This is a genomic window from Aestuariirhabdus litorea (assembly GCF_003864255.1).
GTDB classification, from domain to species: Bacteria; Pseudomonadota; Gammaproteobacteria; order Pseudomonadales; family Aestuariirhabdaceae; genus Aestuariirhabdus; species Aestuariirhabdus litorea.
Genome location: NZ_QWEZ01000001.1, coordinates 1,328,169 through 1,347,183, shown reverse-complemented (window position 1 = coordinate 1,347,183; position 19,015 = coordinate 1,328,169). Strand labels below are relative to the sequence as shown.

Annotated in this window: 19 protein-coding genes; 8 read left to right on the top strand and 11 right to left on the bottom strand. The window is 57.7% G+C overall.

Features of this window, described 5'->3' with window-relative positions; all coding sequences use genetic code 11:
• Nucleotides 1-422: 422 nt before the first annotated feature.
• The 6 genes from rne to D0544_RS06190 all read left to right on the top strand — a co-directional run bounded on the left by rne (nt 423) and on the right by D0544_RS06190 (nt 8,512).
• Nucleotides 423-3,524, top strand: a complete 3,102-nt coding sequence (gene rne / locus D0544_RS06215) for a ribonuclease E (RefSeq protein WP_125015124.1) — start codon at nt 423-425, stop codon at nt 3,522-3,524.
• A gap of 29 nt (nt 3,525-3,553) precedes the next feature.
• The gene (locus tag D0544_RS06210; protein ID WP_125015123.1) at nt 3,554-4,408 is read left to right on the top strand and encodes a glycerophosphodiester phosphodiesterase family protein; all 855 of its coding nucleotides are present in this window, start codon (nt 3,554-3,556) and stop codon (nt 4,406-4,408) included.
• A 148-nt stretch (nt 4,409-4,556) separates the two neighbouring features.
• Nucleotides 4,557-5,630 carry an extracellular solute-binding protein gene (locus D0544_RS06205; protein WP_125015122.1) on the top strand — a complete coding sequence of 358 codons (1,074 nt, stop codon included), beginning with the start codon at nt 4,557-4,559 and terminating at the stop codon, nt 5,628-5,630.
• Nucleotides 5,631-5,693: 63 nt separating this feature from the next.
• A complete protein-coding gene (locus tag D0544_RS06200; protein WP_125015121.1) occupies nt 5,694-6,800 on the top strand; it encodes an ABC transporter ATP-binding protein in 1,107 nt (368 codons plus the stop codon).
• Entirely contained in the window at nt 6,787-7,647 is an 861-nt protein-coding gene (locus D0544_RS06195) for an ABC transporter permease (RefSeq protein ID WP_207905778.1), read from the top strand. The genes D0544_RS06200 and D0544_RS06195 overlap by 14 nt, the downstream gene beginning before the upstream one ends.
• 7 nt (nt 7,648-7,654) lie before the next feature.
• Complete coding sequence (locus D0544_RS06190; protein ID WP_125015119.1) at nt 7,655-8,512, top strand: ABC transporter permease; 858 nt, start codon at nt 7,655-7,657, stop codon at nt 8,510-8,512.
• Between the two features lie 15 nt (nt 8,513-8,527).
• On the opposite strand, the gene D0544_RS06185 is transcribed toward D0544_RS06190, so the two are convergent.
• The 9 genes from D0544_RS06185 to D0544_RS06145 form a co-directional block, all read right to left on the bottom strand.
• Nucleotides 8,528-9,196, bottom strand: a complete 669-nt coding sequence (locus D0544_RS06185; protein ID WP_125015118.1) for a haloacid dehalogenase type II — start codon at nt 9,194-9,196, stop codon at nt 8,528-8,530.
• 58 nt (nt 9,197-9,254) lie between these two features.
• Entirely contained in the window at nt 9,255-10,283 is a 1,029-nt protein-coding gene (murB, locus tag D0544_RS06180) for a UDP-N-acetylmuramate dehydrogenase (RefSeq protein ID WP_125015117.1), read from the bottom strand.
• A complete protein-coding gene (locus tag D0544_RS06175; RefSeq protein ID WP_125015116.1) occupies nt 10,280-10,747 on the bottom strand; it encodes a low molecular weight protein-tyrosine-phosphatase in 468 nt (155 codons plus the stop codon). The genes murB and D0544_RS06175 overlap by 4 nt, the downstream gene beginning before the upstream one ends.
• 2 nt (nt 10,748-10,749) lie before the next feature.
• Nucleotides 10,750-11,511 carry a 3-deoxy-manno-octulosonate cytidylyltransferase gene (gene kdsB, locus D0544_RS06170; protein WP_125015115.1) on the bottom strand — a complete coding sequence of 254 codons (762 nt, stop codon included), beginning with the start codon at nt 11,509-11,511 and terminating at the stop codon, nt 10,750-10,752.
• Nucleotides 11,508-11,690, bottom strand: coding sequence for a Trm112 family protein (locus D0544_RS06165; protein WP_125015114.1), 183 nt, complete (start codon nt 11,688-11,690; stop codon nt 11,508-11,510). The genes kdsB and D0544_RS06165 overlap by 4 nt, the downstream gene beginning before the upstream one ends.
• On the bottom strand, nt 11,683-12,696 hold the full coding sequence (gene lpxK / locus D0544_RS06160; protein ID WP_125015113.1) for a tetraacyldisaccharide 4'-kinase: 1,014 nt from the start codon (nt 12,694-12,696) through the stop codon (nt 11,683-11,685). The genes D0544_RS06165 and lpxK overlap by 8 nt, the downstream gene beginning before the upstream one ends.
• Nucleotides 12,693-13,112, bottom strand: coding sequence for an ExbD/TolR family protein (locus D0544_RS06155; protein ID WP_125015112.1), 420 nt, complete (start codon nt 13,110-13,112; stop codon nt 12,693-12,695). Before D0544_RS06155 ends, lpxK begins: the two co-directional genes overlap by 4 nt.
• Nucleotides 13,109-13,744 (bottom strand): MotA/TolQ/ExbB proton channel family protein, encoded by a 636-nt coding sequence (locus D0544_RS06150; RefSeq protein ID WP_125015111.1) that lies wholly within the window; start codon nt 13,742-13,744, stop codon nt 13,109-13,111. The genes D0544_RS06155 and D0544_RS06150 overlap by 4 nt, the downstream gene beginning before the upstream one ends.
• Before the next feature lie 63 nt (nt 13,745-13,807).
• On the bottom strand, nt 13,808-16,090 hold the full coding sequence (locus tag D0544_RS06145; RefSeq protein WP_164880854.1) for a DNA internalization-related competence protein ComEC/Rec2: 2,283 nt from the start codon (nt 16,088-16,090) through the stop codon (nt 13,808-13,810).
• A 93-nt stretch (nt 16,091-16,183) separates the two neighbouring features.
• Here D0544_RS06145 and D0544_RS06140 point away from each other — a divergent pair, with 93 nt between their 5' ends.
• Nucleotides 16,184-16,720, top strand: a complete 537-nt coding sequence (locus tag D0544_RS06140) for a DUF2062 domain-containing protein (protein ID WP_125015109.1) — start codon at nt 16,184-16,186, stop codon at nt 16,718-16,720.
• Nucleotides 16,721-16,728: 8 nt separating this feature from the next.
• Nucleotides 16,729-17,016, top strand: coding sequence for a hypothetical protein (locus D0544_RS06135; protein WP_125015108.1), 288 nt, complete (start codon nt 16,729-16,731; stop codon nt 17,014-17,016).
• Between the two features lie 52 nt (nt 17,017-17,068).
• Here the strand turns inward: D0544_RS06135 and lolD are convergent, their stop codons facing one another.
• Both lolD and D0544_RS06125 read right to left on the bottom strand, forming a co-directional pair.
• Nucleotides 17,069-17,758 carry a lipoprotein-releasing ABC transporter ATP-binding protein LolD gene (gene lolD / locus D0544_RS06130; protein ID WP_125015107.1) on the bottom strand — a complete coding sequence of 230 codons (690 nt, stop codon included), beginning with the start codon at nt 17,756-17,758 and terminating at the stop codon, nt 17,069-17,071.
• On the bottom strand, nt 17,751-18,995 hold the full coding sequence (locus D0544_RS06125; RefSeq protein ID WP_125015106.1) for a lipoprotein-releasing ABC transporter permease subunit: 1,245 nt from the start codon (nt 18,993-18,995) through the stop codon (nt 17,751-17,753). The genes lolD and D0544_RS06125 overlap by 8 nt, the downstream gene beginning before the upstream one ends.
• Nucleotides 18,996-19,015 lie beyond the last annotated feature (20 nt).

Genomic DNA, 19,015 nt, shown 5'->3' with positions numbered 1-19,015 from the left:
TATTGCACCCATGAACGCGGTAAAAATTACGAAACCTGGGTCCTTGACCCGGGATTAAATGGGACGGTGCCAGGGCTTAGCCCGGCAACCGATTTACAGCCGCTTTTCGTCAACGGCCCCATACCAGATTTGACGTGTAAGGTGGAGATGTAAAGCCGACCGGACTACCACGGACAGAGTATAACTGAGCGCGTGGTTAAAACAGAACCTGATCCGGTACTTATGGCCTATTCCTCCGTATTGGGGTGACCAAAAATCCCCATGAAAAAGAGCTATATCGTTACACAGAAAAACGATGTGAGTCTGATAGCCAACACAACCCGTGCACAGCCTTTAGTTGTTGCTCGGCCGGGTCAGTGCCTGACACTGCGAGACTGATGTAGGGTGCCTTGATCGGAACGCTCTGATCTTATTGGTACTACATGAAAAGAATGCTGATAAACGCAACCCAGCCTGAGGAGTTGCGTGTAGCGTTGGTTGATGGCCAACGCCTCTATGACCTGGATATTGAATCCAGTGCTCGTGAACAAAAGAAAGCCAATATCTACAAGGGTAAGATTACCCGCGTTGAGCCCAGCCTGGAGGCCGCCTTCGTCGACTTCGGTGCTGAGCGCCACGGCTTTCTCCCACTGAAAGAGATCTCCCGCGAATATTTCCAGCCCTCCGCTGCCAGCAGCAAGGGTCGCCCCAATATCAAAGAGGCGATCAAAGAGGGTCAGGAGATTATCGTTCAGGTGGACAAGGAGGAGCGTGGTAACAAAGGGGCTGCCCTGACCAGTATGGTGAGCCTGGCCGGTCGCTACCTGGTACTGATGCCAAACAATCCCCGTGCCGGTGGCATCTCCCGACGTATCGAAGGCGATGAGCGTACTGAGCTGCGTGAAGCGCTCAGCAAACTCAATATTCCCGAAGAGATGGGCGTAATCGTGCGTACCGCCGGCTTGGGACGAAGCGCTGAAGAGCTGCAATGGGACCTCGATTACCTGATTCAGCTGTGGACTGCGATTGAGTCTGAAGCCGCCAACAAGAAGGCCCCTTTCCTCATCTATCAGGAAAGCGATGTGGTGATCCGCGCTGTTCGGGATTACCTGCGCCAGGACATTGGCGAGGTTCTCATCGATAAGCCGGCGGCTTACCAACGTGCCATGGACTTCATCTCCCAGGTGATGCCCCAGTACCAGAACAAAATCAAACTCTACGAGGACAGCATTCCGCTGTTCAACAAGTTCCAGATCGAGCGCCAGATTGAAACCGCTTTCCAACGGGAGGTTAAGCTTCCCTCCGGCGGCTCCATTGTGATTGATCCAACCGAGGCCCTGGTCTCTATTGATATCAACTCGGCCCGCGCAACCCGTGGAAGCGACATCGAAGAAACCGCTCTCAATACCAACCTGGAAGCGGCCGATGAGATTGCCCGTCAACTTCGCCTGCGTGATATCGGTGGCCTGGTGGTGATCGACTTTATCGACATGGGACCGGTTCGCAACCAGAAAGAAGTTGAGAATCGTATGCGTGATGCGCTGCAGATGGATCGTGCTCGTGTCCAGGTGGGCCGTATCTCCCGCTTTGGCCTGATGGAGATGTCGCGCCAGCGTCTGCGGCCCTCCCTGGGTGAAACCAGTGGCGTTGTCTGCCCCCGCTGTAACGGCCAGGGTAGTATTCGTGATATCGAGTCGCTGGCACTTTCGGTTCTGCGGATTATTGAAGAGGAGGCTCTTAAGGAGCGCACCTCTGAAGTGCGTGGTCAGGTGCCTGTTTCCGTGGCCACTTTCCTGTTGAACGAAAAACGTCGAGTGATTGAGCAGGTTGAGGCGCGTAACAAGGTTCGCGTGGTCATTATCCCGAACCCGAACCTCGATACCCCCCATTTTGAAATCCAGCGCCTGCGTGATGATCACGAAGCGGTTATGGCGGGTGAGTCCAGCTATGAGATCGATACAGAGCTCGAATCGCTTGTCGAGCCTGTTGCTCCCACCCGTGCTCCTCAACAACGCGCTGAGGCGGCGGTAAAGAATATTGCACCTACCCAGCCCGCCCCTACCCCGGTTCCTGTTCCGGTTCCCACTAAGCCGGGACTGTTCAAGTCGCTGGTAAAGTCGTTGGCGGGTATTTTCTCTGCCGAAGAGGCGGAAACCGGCAAGCAGGAAGAACCGTCACAGAAAAGCCGCTCCGGCAATAGTGATGACCGTCGCAACCGTGGTGGCCGTCGCAATGAGCGTGGTGATAGCCGCGGTGAAGGTCGTGGTGAAAAAGGCTCACGTCGAGACAAAGGTGAGCGTAGCTCGGGTGGTAACAAGTCCCGCAAGGACGGCGATCGCAAACCTCGTCAGGAGCGTAGCCGGGATGATGATCGCAAGCCTCGCCAGGAGCGGAACCGGGATGATGATCGTCAGTCTGCAAACAGCGGTTCTCGAGATGGTAACCGTCAATCTCGTGGCGATGAGGGACGCGGTCGCAAGCGTCGTCGTGACCAGGAGGCGACCGATGCTTCAGAGAACAGCAGCCAGCTAGCCGCCAATCCAGAGGCCGGCTCCACGGACTCTGATGGCAATGAAGGCCAGCGCCAGCGTCGTCCACGCTCAGCTCAGGGGCGTCGCAGCAACCGTGTATCGCAACGCGACCTGCCCAAGGGTGATGAGGTTGAAGGGCAGGATAACCTTCCCAGCGTGGTGGTGAGTGATCAACCCGCGGCCAAGGCTGAGGATGCTGCTGCCCCGAGTGAGGCTGAGGCTTCTGCCAAGCCATCCCGGCGCCGCAGCGCACGTCGTGGTCGCCGTAACGAGAATCGTGAGCCTTCTGCTGAAAATGCAGCGACTGAAGCAGGTACCGAAGGTGCCCAGGTTGAGTCTGCTGATAATAGCTCTGAGCCGTCGAAGTCGGCGGAATCAGCTCCGGTAGAGCGCGCCATCGAAAAGTCGGCGTCAGCTACGGAGTCTCCCGCCCCAGGGCAAGCTGATAAGGCTGAGCCTAACGCTGAAGTGGCACAACAAGAGTCACCCAAGCCGGTCGAGGCTGAAACCAAAGCGGCTCCGGTAACGGCGCCGGTAGAAGAGCCCGCGCCCACAGAAGAGCCGCAAAAGCCTGTGAAACCGGAGGCTCCTGCATCGGCTGCAAAGGCAGAGGAGAACGCCAAACCGGCCCAGGAGCGCGAGGAAAAAGCTTCTGTACCCCCTGCTCCCGCTAGTGAGGCTTCGGCTTCCGAGCCGACTTCTGCTCAGGAGCAGACATCCGCTGAAGAGGGCGGAAAAAAGCCCTCTCGCCGTGAGGCCCGCCGAAGTGCGCCCCGCAAGAAGCCGGCAGCGCCCAAACCTGAGGCCAAGTCTCCGGAGGCAAGCGATGCCCAGCCCACTGAGGCTGCGGCTGAGAAGAGTCCTGAAGCGAAAGCCGAAGCGGCCAAGCCTCGTCAGCCACGGCGCACTCGCCGTCCCCGCGGCCGGGCACCGAACGACCCGCGTAGTGGCTCTGCCTCAAATGAGGAGACCGCACCCAAGGGTGAAGCAGCCGATCAGGGCAGCGATAGCTAAAGCGGCTGGCTAAGCCAGGGCGACGTTGAGTGATCAACGTCGCCTTTTTTTATGGCCAACTGCTTCCGTGGCAGCAAAGCTGGATCGAATATCACCCGATGGATGCATCCGGTCTACACTGTAGCCTCGGTAGACTACGCAAGGACAACAGCATGTATCTGGACAGGGTAATAGGCCATCGCGGCTGTGCCGGGCTTGCGCCCGAAAATAGCGAAGCAGCGTTGCGCCTGGCGGCATCGCTGGGGGTGAAGGCCGTTGAGGTTGACGTTGCCTTGACCCGTGAAGGGATGCTACCGATTTTTCATGACAACTCGCTCTCCCGCTGCACCAATGGCCGCGGCAGTATTCGTGATGCTGATTGGAACTACCTTGCTGCACTGGATAATGGGAGCTGGTTTGACCGCCGCTTTGCAGGCAGTAGAATCCTTCAGCTTGATCAGTTGTTGGCGTTGACGACTGAGCTTGGCCTGATGCTTAACCTTGAACTCAAAGTACACGATACAGAAGCCGAGGCGCTCGCTTCAGCCGTGGCCGAACGCATGGAAAAGCGTGACGAAAAAAACGATAACGGTCTTGTGGTATCGAGTTTTTCTCACGCGGCCCTGGAAGCCTACCACCGACTTCAGCCACGGCATGCCATTGGCTATCTCTTTGAAGGGATCCCCTCCGATTGGCAATCGTTGGCGGAGTCCGTTGGTGCGGCCACCATTCACGCCGACGCCAGCCGTATAACGGAAGCTGATGTGGCGAGGGTTAAAACGCAGGGATACCCATTGTTTCTTTACACCCTCAATCAGCGCAGACAGTTTGACCGCTGGATCACTGCGGGAGTGGATGGCGTATTTACCGACTACCCTGACCGTTTTCTTGGACGAGAACATTAAGGCCATAGATCCCACCTCATGGATTAATACAGCGCCTCCTCTTTTTCTATAACCCGGGTTGTGCGTCATTGTCCTGTCATAGTTGCCAGATATTCTCCTCTCACCTATACATAGGAATTCGCAACGCAACATAATTGGGGTAGAAACAATGAACAAGCGTGTTAAAAAGGGATTTATAGGCGCACTGGCCACGACACTGCTGGTATCGGCAACCATGGCGCAGGCCGAAACCTTGCGTCTGCTGACCTGGGGTGGATATGCCCCTCAGGAGGTGATTGAGGCCTTTACCAAGGAGACGGGTATCGAGGTCGAAGTCACCAAATCCAACAACGAGGATATGATCTCCAAGCTGCGTGCTACCGGCGGTTCGGGTTTTGATCTGGCACAACCCAGCCAGGACCGTATCAGCAGCGCCCAGGCAGACTTCAATATCTACAAGCCCATCGACCTGAACCGGATCGATGCGGCACAAATTATTCCCTCCATGCTTGATGCCACCAAGAAGAGCACAACCTATGACGGTCAGGTATATGGTATCCCTCATGTTTGGGGAACCAGCGGCCTTGTCGTGAACCGCAAGCAGGCCACAATGGTCGAAGATTACACGGACCTTTGTGACCCTGCCATTGCTGGCCGGGTATCCTATCGACTGAAGCGCCCTACCCTGATCGGCTTTGCCTACGCCATGGGAGAGGATCCCTTTGCGGCCTACAACGATAAAGCGGCCTACCAGCAGATCCTGGATAAGGTTGAGAAACAGCTGGTTGCCTGTAAAGGCAATGTGAAAGCCTACTGGAGCGGCGGTGATGCGTTGATGAACCTGGTGCGTTCCAACGAAGTGGTAGCGGCGATGGCGTGGGACGCTGGTGGCTGGAAACTCAATAACGAGATCGCTGATGTCACCTTCGTGGCCCCCAAGTCCGGTGCGCTGGGGTGGATCGATACCTTCGCCATCCCCCGCAAGAGCAAAGCCGAGGATGCCGCCTACAAGTGGATAAACTTCGTTATGCGGCCAGAGATCGCAGCCAAGATTACTGAATCGGCGGGTAACTTTACTGCCTCCAATGGCGGAGATGAGTTTGTCACTGCCAAGCTCAAAGCCCAGTTCCAGGAGAGTTTCTCCAAGGCGGATATCGACAACATTAAATGGTACCCGCCCGTCCCCCCCGGCCTTGAAGAGATGGAGGGTAAAACCCTGGACCGCATCAAGGCAGCCCAATAGTGACCTTAGCGGCAGGAGGTGCGCCTCCTGCCTACCCCTGGCCCTTTAGACAAGGCGGCAACCTTGCATCAATCCGATATCCCCGATCTTGAGTGTCGATCCCTGAGCAAGCGCTTTGGCGACTTTGAAGCGGTTAAGAACCTCTCCTTTACCATCGAAAAAGGCTCCTTTTTTTCAATCCTGGGGCCCTCTGGCTGTGGCAAGACCACATTGCTTCGAATGTTGGCGGGTTTTGAGAGCCCGGACAATGGCGATATCCTCATCCGCGGACGCTCGGTAACCCAGGCCCCCCCCAACCACAGGCCGGTGAATATGGTGTTTCAACACCTGGCGCTTTTCCCCAACATGAACGTCGCAGATAACATCGGCTACGGGCTGCGCCGGCGCAATGAATCGGCATCGACCATTCGTGCGAAAGTTGCTCAGGTGTTGGAGCGTATTGAGCTGGCCGGTTCCGGTGAGAAAACCATCTCCCAGCTGTCGGGTGGGCAAAAGCAGCGGGTTGCCATAGCGCGTTGCCTGGTACTGGAGCCCGATCTGCTGTTGCTGGATGAGCCCCTGGGTGCGCTGGACCTCAAGTTAAGGGAGCAGATGAAGCTTGAGCTGAAACGGGTGCAGGCTCAGTTCGGCACCACCTTTGTCTATATCACCCACGACCAGTCTGAGGCACTGGTAATGTCGGACCGGGTTGCGGTGATGAATGCTGGCGAGTTCGAACAGATTGCGCCACCGGAAGAGCTCTATCACCGGCCTCAAACCCCTTTTGTAGCCTCCTTTGTTGGTGATACAAACCGGCTGGAGGGCGTCGTTTCCGCCTCTGCAGCCAGCCACACCTCGATTGAAACGCCGGTTGGCCAACTCTGTGGTGTCCCCCGTGAGCTTGTTTCGGGCGAGACCGTAAGCCTCTTTATACGCCCCGAGTTTATCTCGGTGCTGGAGCCTGGTACCTCCTGTGACAACCAGCTGGAGGTGCGTGTTGAAAGCCTGATCTTTGATGGCGCCCGAAGCCAGCTGCTGGTTACCCATCCGGCCTTAAAAGAGACTATCAGCCTAGCCTATCTTCAGGGCGGAGAGCGTTCGCTGGCAATAGGCCAGGCAATCCGTATCGGCTGGATGAAGAAAGACATGCTCATCTTTCCATTAGATGGAGCTACCCATGGCCAGACCTGAGCGCTCGCTGGGGTTATTCCTGCTGATGACGCCACTGTTGCTGTGGCTGGTGCTGTTGATCCTTATTCCGCACCTCGACATGTTGCTCATTTCGCTACAGGAACGGGTCGCGGCTCGCCAATATCAGCTAAGCATGAGTCATTATCTGGAGTTTTTTACGGAACCCTTGTACATCAACACCTTCATACGAACTGCTCTCATGAGCCTCCTGGCCACAGGGATTACACTGTTGATCGCCTTTCCCGTGGCCTACTACATAGCGAAAATGGCGAGGGGGCGGAGCCAGCACCTTCTGTTTCTCCTGTGCCTGATCCCTTTCTGGGTCAGTGAGTTGGTGAGAACCTATGGTTGGATGATCCTGCTGCGCGAGTCAGGGATCATCAGCCAGGGGTTACTGTGGATAGGAATCACCTCGCAGCCCCTGGAGATGCTTTACAACGATGTAGCGATCATGATCGGTCTTGTCTATGGGTCGATGCTGTTTATGGTGGTGCCATTGGTGACTACCCTCGGCAGTCTGGATGACAGCCTGGTCGAGGCGGGTTACGATCTGGGAGGAAACCATTGGAACGTGTTACGAGAGGTGATTATCCCTCATGCCGCCCCCGGCATTACCAGCGGCTGCATAGTGGTATTTATGTTGTCTCTGGGTAATTACCTGACCCCGGTGCTGTTGGGTGGCAAGAGTAGCCTATGGTTTACCGAGCAGATCTACACTCAATTTATTACCCGCTTTAACTGGGAGCAGGGAGCGGCGCTGGGCATACTCTTGTTGCTGCTTTCCTCGCTCATCGTCTGGGCCGGACTCTTACTCAGCGGTCAGTCCTTCCGCAAAGTCATGAGCTGATCGCGCTATGATTCCATCGATTCCCAGCAGCCGCCTGTTTCAGCTCACCTATCGCTTCTATGTGGTAGCCTTTTTCATCTACCTGTTACTGCCGCTGACCATTGTTATTCTTTTCTCCTTCAACGACAGCCTGTTCCCTTCCCTGCCGTGGAAAGGCTTTACCCTCGATTGGTACCTGGGTACGCGGGAGCCTCGCCTGGGGATCTTCCACGATAGTGAACTATTGGAATCCGTATGGACCAGTGTTGTAGTGGCCGCAGCCACCACTGTCCTCAGTGTGGTGGTCTCACTCTGCAACGCGTTCCTGTTTGAGCGTGAAGAGTTTGCTGGTAAAAACCTGCTCTACCTGATGATGCTGGTTCCACTGGTGATCCCCGGGGTTATTCTGGGCGTGTCCATTCTTATTTTTGGCAGTAGCCTGGCCAACCACATTGAAGCCTGGTGGGGGTTTGATATAGAAGGGCTGCGGCCCGGCCTGCCGCTGGTCGTTTTGGGACAGTTTGCCTTTATTACCACCATCTGCACGCTGGTTATCTCTGCACGCTTGCGCAAATTTGACCAAAGCCTGGAGGAGGCAGCGCTCAACCTGGGGGCCAGTCGATGGACGGCGATCCGTACCATCACCCTTCCCTACCTGCGGCCAGCGCTGGTGGGTGCCGCCATCGTCAGCTTCCTGATGTCCTTTGAGAACTTCAATACCACCCTGATGCTGGTCGGTTCTGATGCCCCGTTGACGATCGCCATGTTTGACCGTTTGCGAGAGGGCTCCACACCGGTGATCAATGCAGTATCAACGCTGCTGATGCTGTTTTCGGGTGCCCTGGCCATGGCCTCGGTTTTTGTCCAACGCCCCGCCAGAGGCTAACAAGAAGGGCCAGCGTCAGAGCTCGAGGGTTTGGGGCAGTTGGGAGAGGCTTGAAAGCCTGAGCGTGGGCTCCACCCCGAAGTGGTCAAACACTGTGTCGGGATCGCGCTGGATCCAGGCTCCTTTCATGCCCTGGCGGATGGCTCCAATGATGTCAAACGGGTTGGCGGAGACCAGCCAGCAGTCGGCTGCCCTGCTACCACTGCGCTGGCAAAAGTGACGGTAGACTTTGGGGGAGGGTTTGAAGGTTTTAACATCATCGACGCTGACCACTCCCTTGAAGAAGGCACCCAGACCAGCGTTGTCCAGAACCCGTGTCACAGCCTCTTCCGTGCCGTTGGAAAAGGCCCACAGCGGCAGCTCCATTGTGCGTAGCAACTGCAACGAGGGGGCCGCGTCCTCAAAGGCAGGCAGGGTCTGGTAGCCGGCAAGCAGCTCATGGCGTTGCTCTTCGCTGAGCTCGAGGGCGAAGCGCTCACAGCAGTAATCGAAGGCGTCCTCAGTACAACCGCTAAAGGTGTTGTAATCCTCCATCAGCCCTCGACGGAAGGAGTACTCCAGCTGCTTTTCCCGCCACAGGGTTGAAAAGGCGACCGCCTCCTCATCCAGGTAGAGGGCCAGTTGCCGGGTCACTCCGGAGGTGTCGATCAGGGTACCGTAAACATCGAACGCAAACGTGGTCATCGCAACAAGGGGATCCTTCTAGGTTGAGGGTTGATTGTGCGACGAGCGTGGCAGGCTGTCAAAACCCCTGCCTCAGCGAGCCATCTTCGTTGTACCACTGGGGTTCAACCTCCAGGCGGACTCCAAACAGCTGGTCGACCTTCTGTTGGATCTCGTTCACCAACAGGGAAAGCTGGTCCGCATCGGCGGTGCCGTCGCTGGTCAGAACCAGGGCCTGCTTGGGATACACTCCGACCGCGCCTCGCTGGCAGCCCTTGAAGCCAGCTTTCTCGATCATCCAGCCGGCGGCCAGCTTACGCGCGCCGTCCAGGCGAAAGCTTACCAGGTCGGGAAACTTTGCCTCCAACTCAAGGGCTTTGGGTTCAGGCAGTACCGGGTTCTTGAAAAAACTGCCGGCATTGGGCACAACTGCAGGGTCGGGCAGCTTTTCCCGGCGCAGTTGGCACACCGACTCCCGCACCTGCAGCGGGCTGAGATCCGCTACCGTTTGCAGGCTGGACAGCGCGCCGTACTCAAGTTGCGGAGACGCTTGAGAGGTGAGGCTGAAGGTGCAATCAATAACCGCAAAGCGACCCCGGTAAGCCTGTTTAAAGATACTGTCGCGGTAGCCGAAGAGGCAGTCATCAACCCCTAGCGTCTCGATCTCCCCGCTGGCCAGATCGAGCACCCTTAGCTGCTTCAGCCTGTCTTTGATCTCCACCCCGTAGGCGCCAATATTCTGGATCGGTGCCGCCCCCACGGTACCTGGAATGAGAGAAAGGTTTTCCAGCCCCCACAGGTTGAGATCCACGGTACGCGCTACCAGCCGATCCCACCCCTCCCCCGCCGCCGCGGTTATCTCAGCCCCTCGGCTGGTAGGGGTGACCTGGACCCCCTCGAGGGCCACCTGTACCACCAGGGCGTCGAGCTGGGTGGGGAGAACCATATTGCTGCCCTGGCCCAGCAGTATCAGCGGCAGCCCACGTCCGCGAGCAAAACGGGCGGCTTCGCGCAGTGCATCATTGCTACCGGCCCTGCAGTAGTGGCTGGCAGTCGAGGTGAGGCGAAGGCTGTTGAAGGTGGTGAGGTCTACCTGATGCTCAATCATTGCGTGCTTCGTAGTTGCTCAAACAGGCCCCGGGCTGCATCCTCAACCAGGTCAAGCACCTCGTTGAAGCCATTGGTTCCGCCATAGTAGGGATCTGGAACCTCTTTAACGCCCTTTGAGCCGTAATCGAGAAACAACTGCACCTTGTGAAGATGTTGGGGGGGGCACAGTCGAGTGAGGTTGCGTAAATTTTCTCCATCCATCGCCAGTACCAGGTCGTAATGGGAAAAGTCCGCTTCCACGACCTGCTGTGCCCGGAGCTCACTCAGGTCGTAGCCGCGAGCGGCCGCTGCCGCGGTGGAGCGATGATCGGGTGAGTTCCCAACGTGGTAGGCGCTGGTACCGGCCGACTCGACCTCAAAACGGTCACCCAGACCATGTTTATCTACCAGGCCCTGGAACACCCCATGGGCGGTCGGCGAGCGACAGATATTCCCCAGGCAGACGAAAAGGATGCGGACCATGGCTAGTGTCCGCTCAAGAGTCTTCGAACACGCTCCAGGTCTTCCGGCGTGTCGATACCGGCTGGCGGCGTTTCACACGCCTGCTCAACATGGATTCGATCCCCATGGTAGAGAACCCTGAGCTGCTCAAGACACTCGATGGATTCCAGCGGGCTGGGTCCCCAGTGTACAAAGCGATTCAGCAGACCTACCCGGTACGCGTAGATACCAATATGGCGATTAAAGGGCACTGTTTCGGGCAGAGTCTGGGTACAAAGAGCAAATGCATCACGGGCCCAGGGGAGCGCCGCACGACTGAAGTAGATCGCGTGAGAGCGCGCATCCATCACCACCTTGACAGCATTGGGGTTGAACAGTTCGCTGGCTTCGCGGATCGGCTCACAGAGGGTGGCCACCGAGGCCTCAGGGTCATTGGCCAGGTTGTCGGCCACCTGGTCAATCAGAGAGGGGGGGATCAGGGGCTCATCCCCCTGCACGTTGACCACGATCTGGTCATCACCGAACCCCAGGGTTGCCGCCACCTGCTGCAGGCGGTCCGTTCCCGAGGGGTGATCACTCGAGGTCATCACTACCTCGGCGCCAAACCCATGGGCTGCCGCTTCAATGTCGGGGTGGTCCGTGGCGATAATGACACGGTCTGCGGAGCTCTGGATCGCCTGTCGGTACACCCGCTCGATCATCGTCTGGCCGGCGATATCCGCCAGTGGCTTTCCGGGCAGACGGTTGGAGGCGTAACGGGCCGGGATAATAACGCTGAAACTCATCCCAGGCGCTCTTCACTGCTCAGGGTACGGGCTTCGTTTTCAAGCATCACGGGAATGCCATCGCGTACCGGGAACGCCAGTGCATCGTTCTTACAGATCAGCTCCTGCTTCTGCTTGTCGTATTTGAGGTCGCTTTTACAGAGCGGGCAAGCCAGAATTTCGAGCAACTTCTTATCCATGTGTTTTTCCTCGTAAAGTCGACAGACGCTGCCTGAGCTGATCGAGAAGCTCCTGTGGGAGCGAAGCTCCCACCTGCAGGTACCAGTGGTTGGGGGCAGCAAGGTGGCGGCACTTGACCGCATCCTTCTCCGTCATAATAACCGGGCCATTATACGCGATATCGGCGGCCCTATAAGCATGGTGATCGGGAAACTCACGGGTCTCCCCAGTAACACCCAGCCCAGCCATGGTTTCAAAAAAGCGTTGGGGGTTGCCGATCCCCGCCAGCAGCAGGACAGGAGCCTGCCCAAGCACCATGGTGATCTCCTCGGGAGACCAGCGCTGGCCGGTAAGCAGGTTCACCAGGGCCTGGGGTGCCAGCTGCATACGGTAACCGTTTGGGTACGGGCTCTCCCCTTCGCCGCCATTGATGATGACCTGGTCCACGCTCTCAAGGCGGGTGGCAGGCTCACGCAGGGGGCCGGCGGGAAGCAGGCGACCATTACCGAGTCCACGAGTACTATCCAACACCGCCCACTCGATCGTCCGGCCGAGGCGGTAGTGCTGCAGCCCGTCATCGGAGATGATCAGGTCGATGTCGGAATGGGCCAGCAGGGCCTGGGCCGCTGCACAGCGGTCCGGGTCAACAAATACCGGACAGCCGGTGGTTTGTGCCAGCAGGAGCGGCTCATCGCCACAGAGCGCTGGATCGGACTCGGGGGTCACCTGAAGCGGGTAGTGGCCACCTTGGCCGCCATAGCCCCGACTGATGATTCCGGGGCGATACCCCCAGTCGCGCAGCTCACGAACCAGGGTCTGTACCAGAGGGGTTTTACCGGTACCGCCAACGGTGATATTGCCCACCACCAGTAGAGGTACCGGGGGCTGCCACCGGGGCCCTTGCTCCAGGAAGCGGGAACGGCGATGTTGGGCTACCGCAGACACCACCCAGCTCAAGGGGGTGAAGAGTAGAGGCCAACGCTGACCGCTGTACCAGGCGCGGCTCAAGCGCTCGCCAAAACTCACTCCCTCGTCGCCTCCATGGTGGTGATGGTCAGGTGAACAAAGCCGAGCTGACCGGCCGCATCCATCGCCGTGACCACTGCCTGGTAAGGCGTTTTGGCGTCGGAGGTGATCACCAGCGGCAACGAGCTGTCGCCCTTGGACTCCTTGGCCAGGGCGGTCATCAGTGTTTTGGCTTCACTGTTAACCAGGGGCTTGCCATTTACCGCGTAGCCACCCTGCTTGCCGATCACGATCTCGACCTGCTGCTTGTTTTCGACGGCTGGCTTGCCGGTCGCCTCGGGCAGGTCGATGCTCAGGTGAGTCTCCTTGGTAAAGGTGGTAGAGACCATAAAAAAGATCAGCAACAGAAAGACAACGTCAATCAGAGGGGTCAGGTTAACGCTGACATCCTCCGTCTTTTGACGGCGAAACATCATCGCTTTGCGGCTCCCTTGGTCTCGACTTCGCGCTCTCCATGCAGCACTTCAACCAGTTTGGTGGCCTCCTGCTCCATGGTTACGACCAGTTCCTCGACACGGCGTACAAAATAGCGGTGAAAGATCACGGCCGGAATGGCAACGGTTAACCCGGCCGCGGTGGTGATCAGGGCTTCAGAAATACCTCCGGCCAGCACCCCGGTGTTGCCGGTTCCTTCCAGCATGATGGCCGAGAATACCTTGATCATGCCGATAACCGTGCCCAACAGGCCCAGCAGCGGTGCAACCGCAGCAACCGTCCCCAGTGCCGTCAGGTAGCGCTCCATCTCATGAATCACCCGGGAGGCACTCTCCTGGATGCTCTCTTTCATCACTTCTCGACCGTGCTTGGAGTTGCTCAAGCCCGCTGCCAGGATCTCTCCAAGGGGAGAGCTGGCCTTTAGCTCGCGCAGTTTTTTGGCATCGAGCTGGTTGCTTTTGATCCACTTCCAAACCAGGGCCAGGGTGTATTTGGGTGCAATGCGAGACTCACGCAGGGTCCAGAAACGCTCTGCACAGACCGCCACCGCAAAAATTGAACACATCATGATCGGCAGCATCAACCAGCCGCCGGATTTAACCAGCTCGAACACAGCAAACTCCCCCAATGTAGTGGCCACACTCTATCACAACAAACAGCCTCGCCGAATACCCTCTCACCACCAATAGTGACGGTTTGAGAGACGGTGCTCGGTTTGTAACTCGAGCCCCCCTGAAGGGGTTTGGATAAAGCTCAGGGTGCCGCTTATGGCCGTATTGAGCAGGCGCGCCCCTACCTGCTGGTAGCGCTCTACGACAGCGGGGTGTGGGTGGCCAAACCGGTTTTGGTAGCCCGCAGAGATGGCGGCATAGCTGGGGCGTAAAGCCTTTACAAATGGCCAGGAGGAGGAGTTTGCGCTGCCGTGATGGGGGACGACCAACAAGCTCAGGGAAGGTTGGGGCACCCCCTCCTTCGCCTTCAGGGTGTCAAGTAATACCCGTTCTACCCGCTCTCCTATGTCGCCGGTAAGCAGAATCCGTGACTGCTCACTCTCAATCAGCAGTACACAGGATTGGTCATTGCTGTTGTCTCCTGCCCCCCCGCCCCAGAGGAGTGAAAATTTAACCCGATCCCATATCCACTGCTCCCCAGGCAGGCAGGGGTGGATGGACGCCAAGGGTATGCTGGTATGGTTTCCACCGGCCAGCACCTGCCCCACCGGAACGCCCTCAATAATGTGGCGCGCGCCTCCCTGGTGGTCGAGGTTATCGTGGCTGATGACCATACGATCAATGCGGGCTCGGGCCATCTCCCTAAGGTAGGGCAAGACCACAGCGTTACCGGCGCTGAACGTGGGGGAAAAAGCCATGCCGGTGTCGAACAGGAGCAGGTGGTTCGGTGTATGAACTGCAACCGATAGCCCCTGCCCCACATCCAACACATCTATCTGGAGGGAGGGCCTTGTATATTCAAACCCCACAAGGGCGAGGCAGGTCATTGTGGCGACCAGAGGCCTTAATTGTAACGTGGCCGGTAGCAAGACCAGGATCACCGCGATGGTGCCCAGCCCAAGCAGGGAAAGGGGAAGGACGGGCAAAAGTGCGTTGGCTGAGAATTGGGCTCCGCTGTCAATCAGCCACCAGAGGCCCCACAGAGGCCACTCAATCAGGCTGCTGGCCATAGGTGAGAGCGCCGGTACCAGGAGCGTGATGAGCAACATTAGCGCCATCAGGGGCACAAGCAGCAGCCCCACCAGAGGAATAGCAAGCAGATTGACCAGTGGTGCCACCGGGCTCCAGTTCCCGCCCCATTCGCTGGCCACGAGAATCACAACAAGAAATACCGTCAGCTGGCTGTAAAGCGCCCGGCTCCACCGCCGTTGGGGCTGGGGCCGGTTAAGCACCATCAGCATCAAGGCCGCTACGGTGATAAAGGAGAACCAGAATCCGGCACTGATCGGCGCCAGTGGATCAACCAACAGTACCAGCAACAGTGCGCAGGCCAATACCGAGCCGGGGGCTGGGCGTATGCCCATCAGGGCACAGACCAGGGGGACTGTCAGCATGGTAAGGGCCCGTTGAGCGGGCAGCGCAAACCCTGTGATGAACGCATAGAGTGTGGCAAACAGCAGGGCGACCAGTGTTGCGAAAGGATAAAAGGGTATCCGTTCGCCGGCACCGGCCAACCGGATCAGAAGCCGGGCCAGCAGAAACCCAGCCCCGGCGAACAGGGTAATGTGGAGCCCTGAAACCACCATAAGATGAAGGGTGCCACTGCGCCTGAGAGCCTCCCATTGGGCCTGGCTGAAACCACGACTATCCCCCAGCATAAGGGCATGGGCGGTTGCCTGATAGGCGACAGGAACGGCCCTCTCTATACCTTCCCCCAGGCGCTCTCTAAACCCGGCCATGGATAAACCGCTGGCCGCGGCCACCCTGGCGGGGGGATAGCCGCTTGGAATATAACCACGTGCGTCGATTCCGTTGCGCAAAAGCTGCCCCGAGTAATCGAAGCTCCCGGGACTGGCAAACCCCCGTATGGGTTTGAGCCTGACCGCGAAGCGCCAGCGTTCGCCTACAGCCGGACTGGTCAGCGGCGAAAACCAACTCAGTCGCAGCCGCCTCACCCTCTCAACGGCCATCAGTGGAGGGCGGTCGAGCGACTCAATCTCACTCAACTCCAGAGCCAGAGTGCCCGTTTCATGACGGCGGACAGAGTCGATGCGTGCCTCAACATTAACAAGACCGTCCATCAGCGCGGGCGGCGGCCGGTGGCCAAGGGCCCAGTGGCCCCAGGCCGTACCGTAGAGGTTACCGAGAAGCAGGCAGCTGAGCGGAAGCAATAACAAAGAGCGTCCGCCTGAAGCGAGCAACAGCAGTAGCACCCCGAAAAAAAGCAGTAAACCGAGGGCGCCCGCTTGTGCAAGTGTGCTGCACAACAGCGGGATAACAACCCCCATAGCGAAAGCAACGATCCCTGTTTGCATCGCTAGAGAACCTAACTAAATACAGGCATAATGTGGGCCTTCTGTGGACTCTGCCAGCATTTTTGTATGCCACGTAAACTAATCAAACGGTATCTTCCTCACCCGCACTCCATAAAGGGGAACCGTTACCTTAGTTTTCTTGGGCACAGGATCCACGATCCTAACCTCTGGCACCTGAACCGACGATCAGCCGCGGCTGCATTTTTTGTAGGCATTTTCTGCGCCTTCTTGCCGATTCCTTTCCAGATGGTGGCTGCTGCAACGCTCGCCGTGATCGTTCGCTGCAACCTCCCCCTTTCCGTGGCCCTGGTCTGGATCACCAATCCACTGACCATGCCCGCTATCTTTTATTTCACTTACAAAGTCGGCTGCTACCTGCTTGATACGCCCATACGCGAGGTCCCGTTTGAGATGACTCCCCAGTGGGTTGAGGGAGAGCTCAGTGCGATCTGGGAGCCTCTGCTCGCGGGATCTATGCTTACGGGGCTTCTGCTGGGCGCCTTTTGCTATTTTGTCATTCGTTTCTACTGGCGTTGGTCTGTCGGGAGAAGCTGGCGAGCACGCCAAATGCGTCGTAGCCGCAACACCGACACCAAGGAGTAAACGAGCTCATGAATCGTAGAAATTTTTCTCGCCGCCCTCAGAAGCAGCAAGCTCGAGGAGAGCTGACCAGCATCGAAACTGATGGCCCTCACCGTGAATGGCTGGGTATGCCTGACTACTTCATTCACACCCTGACCGTTGATGGGGAGGAGTACAGTTACCTGAGTGCCGACGAGGTACTGGATGTGAAGATTGGAGATACGGTTGTCTTCCGCTACCAGATAGTAGGGACCAGCAAACGGATCGATAAGCGCTCACTGGGTTTGTGGATTGATCCCGCCACCTACAACAGCTGAGCCCATCTTCAGCTGAAGGCCCGCAGTACTCGGAGTCCCCCTTACAGACCCGCTAAATCACCTCAAGCGCCCCATCATTGAGCTGGTAGGTTTTATCCATGCTGCGCGCCAGTTCCAGGTCGTGAGTCACCATGATAAAGGCGGTCTTGAGCTGCTGGCTCAGCTCCTGAATCAGGCTATGGATCTGTTGTGCCGTGTGTTGATCAAGATTGCCTGTCGGCTCATCCAGAAGCACGACTGCGGGTTCGGTAACCAACGCCCGCGCGATGGCTACCCGCTGCCGCTCGCCACCGGAAAGCTCTGCTGGCTTGTGGGCGACCCTCTGCGCCAACCCGACCCGCTCCAACAATGACTGTGCGCGCTCGCGGGCCTCGGCAACGGTGCAACCCTTGCGCAGCAACAGGGGCATGGCCACGTTTTCCAGTGCGCTGAACTCCGGTAGCAGGTGGTGGAACTGGTAGACGAAGCCCATGCAGCGATTTCTCAGTTCAGACTTGGCGTTATCACTGAGCTGGTTAAGGCTTTGGCGCTGAATCGACACCTGCCCCCTGGTTGGGCTGTCCAGCCCGGCCAGCAGGTTGAGCAGGGTACTCTTGCCAGAACCTGAGGACCCTATAATTGAGATACGCTCACCTGCATAAAGAGTCAGGTTGATCCCTTTGAGGACGCGTACAGCCTGGGGGCCCTCCTGGTATACTTTCTCGAGTTCGGAACACTCAAGTACCACAACCTGATCACTCATAGCGCAACGCCTCGGCCGGTTCAGTTTTGGAGGCCCGGTAAGCGGGATAGAGGGTGGCCAGGAAGCTCATCACCAGGCCAGCCGAGGCCACCATGCCGACATCGGACCACTCCAGCTGCGAAGGGAGGTAGCTAATGAAATAGACGTCGGAACTGAGAAACTGGGTTCCCAACAGGCTCTCCAGCGCACCGACCAGTTCGGGCACATTAGGGGCAATCAGCACCCCCAGCAGCACGCCCAACAGGGTGCCGAAGACACCGATCACCGCCCCCTGAACCATGAAGACCCCCATGATGGTACTGGCCGTAGCGCCAAAGGTACGCAAAATAGCAATATCGGCCTGTTTGTCGGTCACCACCATCACCAGAGTGGCCACTATGTTGAATGCCGCCACGGCAATGATCAGGGTCAGCAGCAAGCCCACCATGGTTTTTTCCATTTTGATCGCCTGAAAGAGGCTACCGTGGGTGCGGGTCCAGTCCCGAACGTAATAACGGCCCGGTAGGCTGTTAGCCACCTCCCAGGCCAGGCGCGGAGCCTCGAACAGGTTATCGGTCAACAGTCGGATGCCCTCGACACCGCCATCAAGGCGCTTCAGGCGTGCCGCATCTTCTATGTGGATCATGGCCAGGTTGCTGTCCAGCTCGGCGCCGACGGCAAAGGTGGACAGCAGGGTAAACCGCTTCAGGCGAGGAAAAACGCCTGCAGGGCTGGTGGTGGCCTCAGGCAGTACCAGCGTTACCTTGTCACCCGTGCTTAGTCCCAGCTGGCGTGCAAGGATATCGCCAAGGATGATCCCGAACTCGCCTCCCTTGAGCTGATCCAGTGAGCCGCTTTTAATATGCTTTTCAACGATGGATACCTGCTTCTCGTAGGCCGGCTCAACCCCGTAGATCAATGCCCCTTTCACCCGTCCTCCGGCGCTGAGCATGCCCTGATTGTTGATAAAGGGGGCTGCCTTGAGGACCCCTTCATGTTGCTCAACCTGGTTTACCAGCGTTTGCCAATCCGGGATGCTACCGTAGGCGGCACTGATCGTGGCGTGGGGCACCATGCCCAGAATTCGCTGCTTGAGCTCGCGATCGAAACCGTTCATTACAGAAAGGACGACAATCAGCACCATCACCCCCAGTGTTAACCCGGTCATGGAGGTGAGTGAAATAAAGGAGATAAAATGATTGCGTCGCTTGGCGCGCGTGTAACGCAGGCCAACGAACAGCGGTAGGGGTTTGAACATCCGATGGGGTCCGGCTTTCG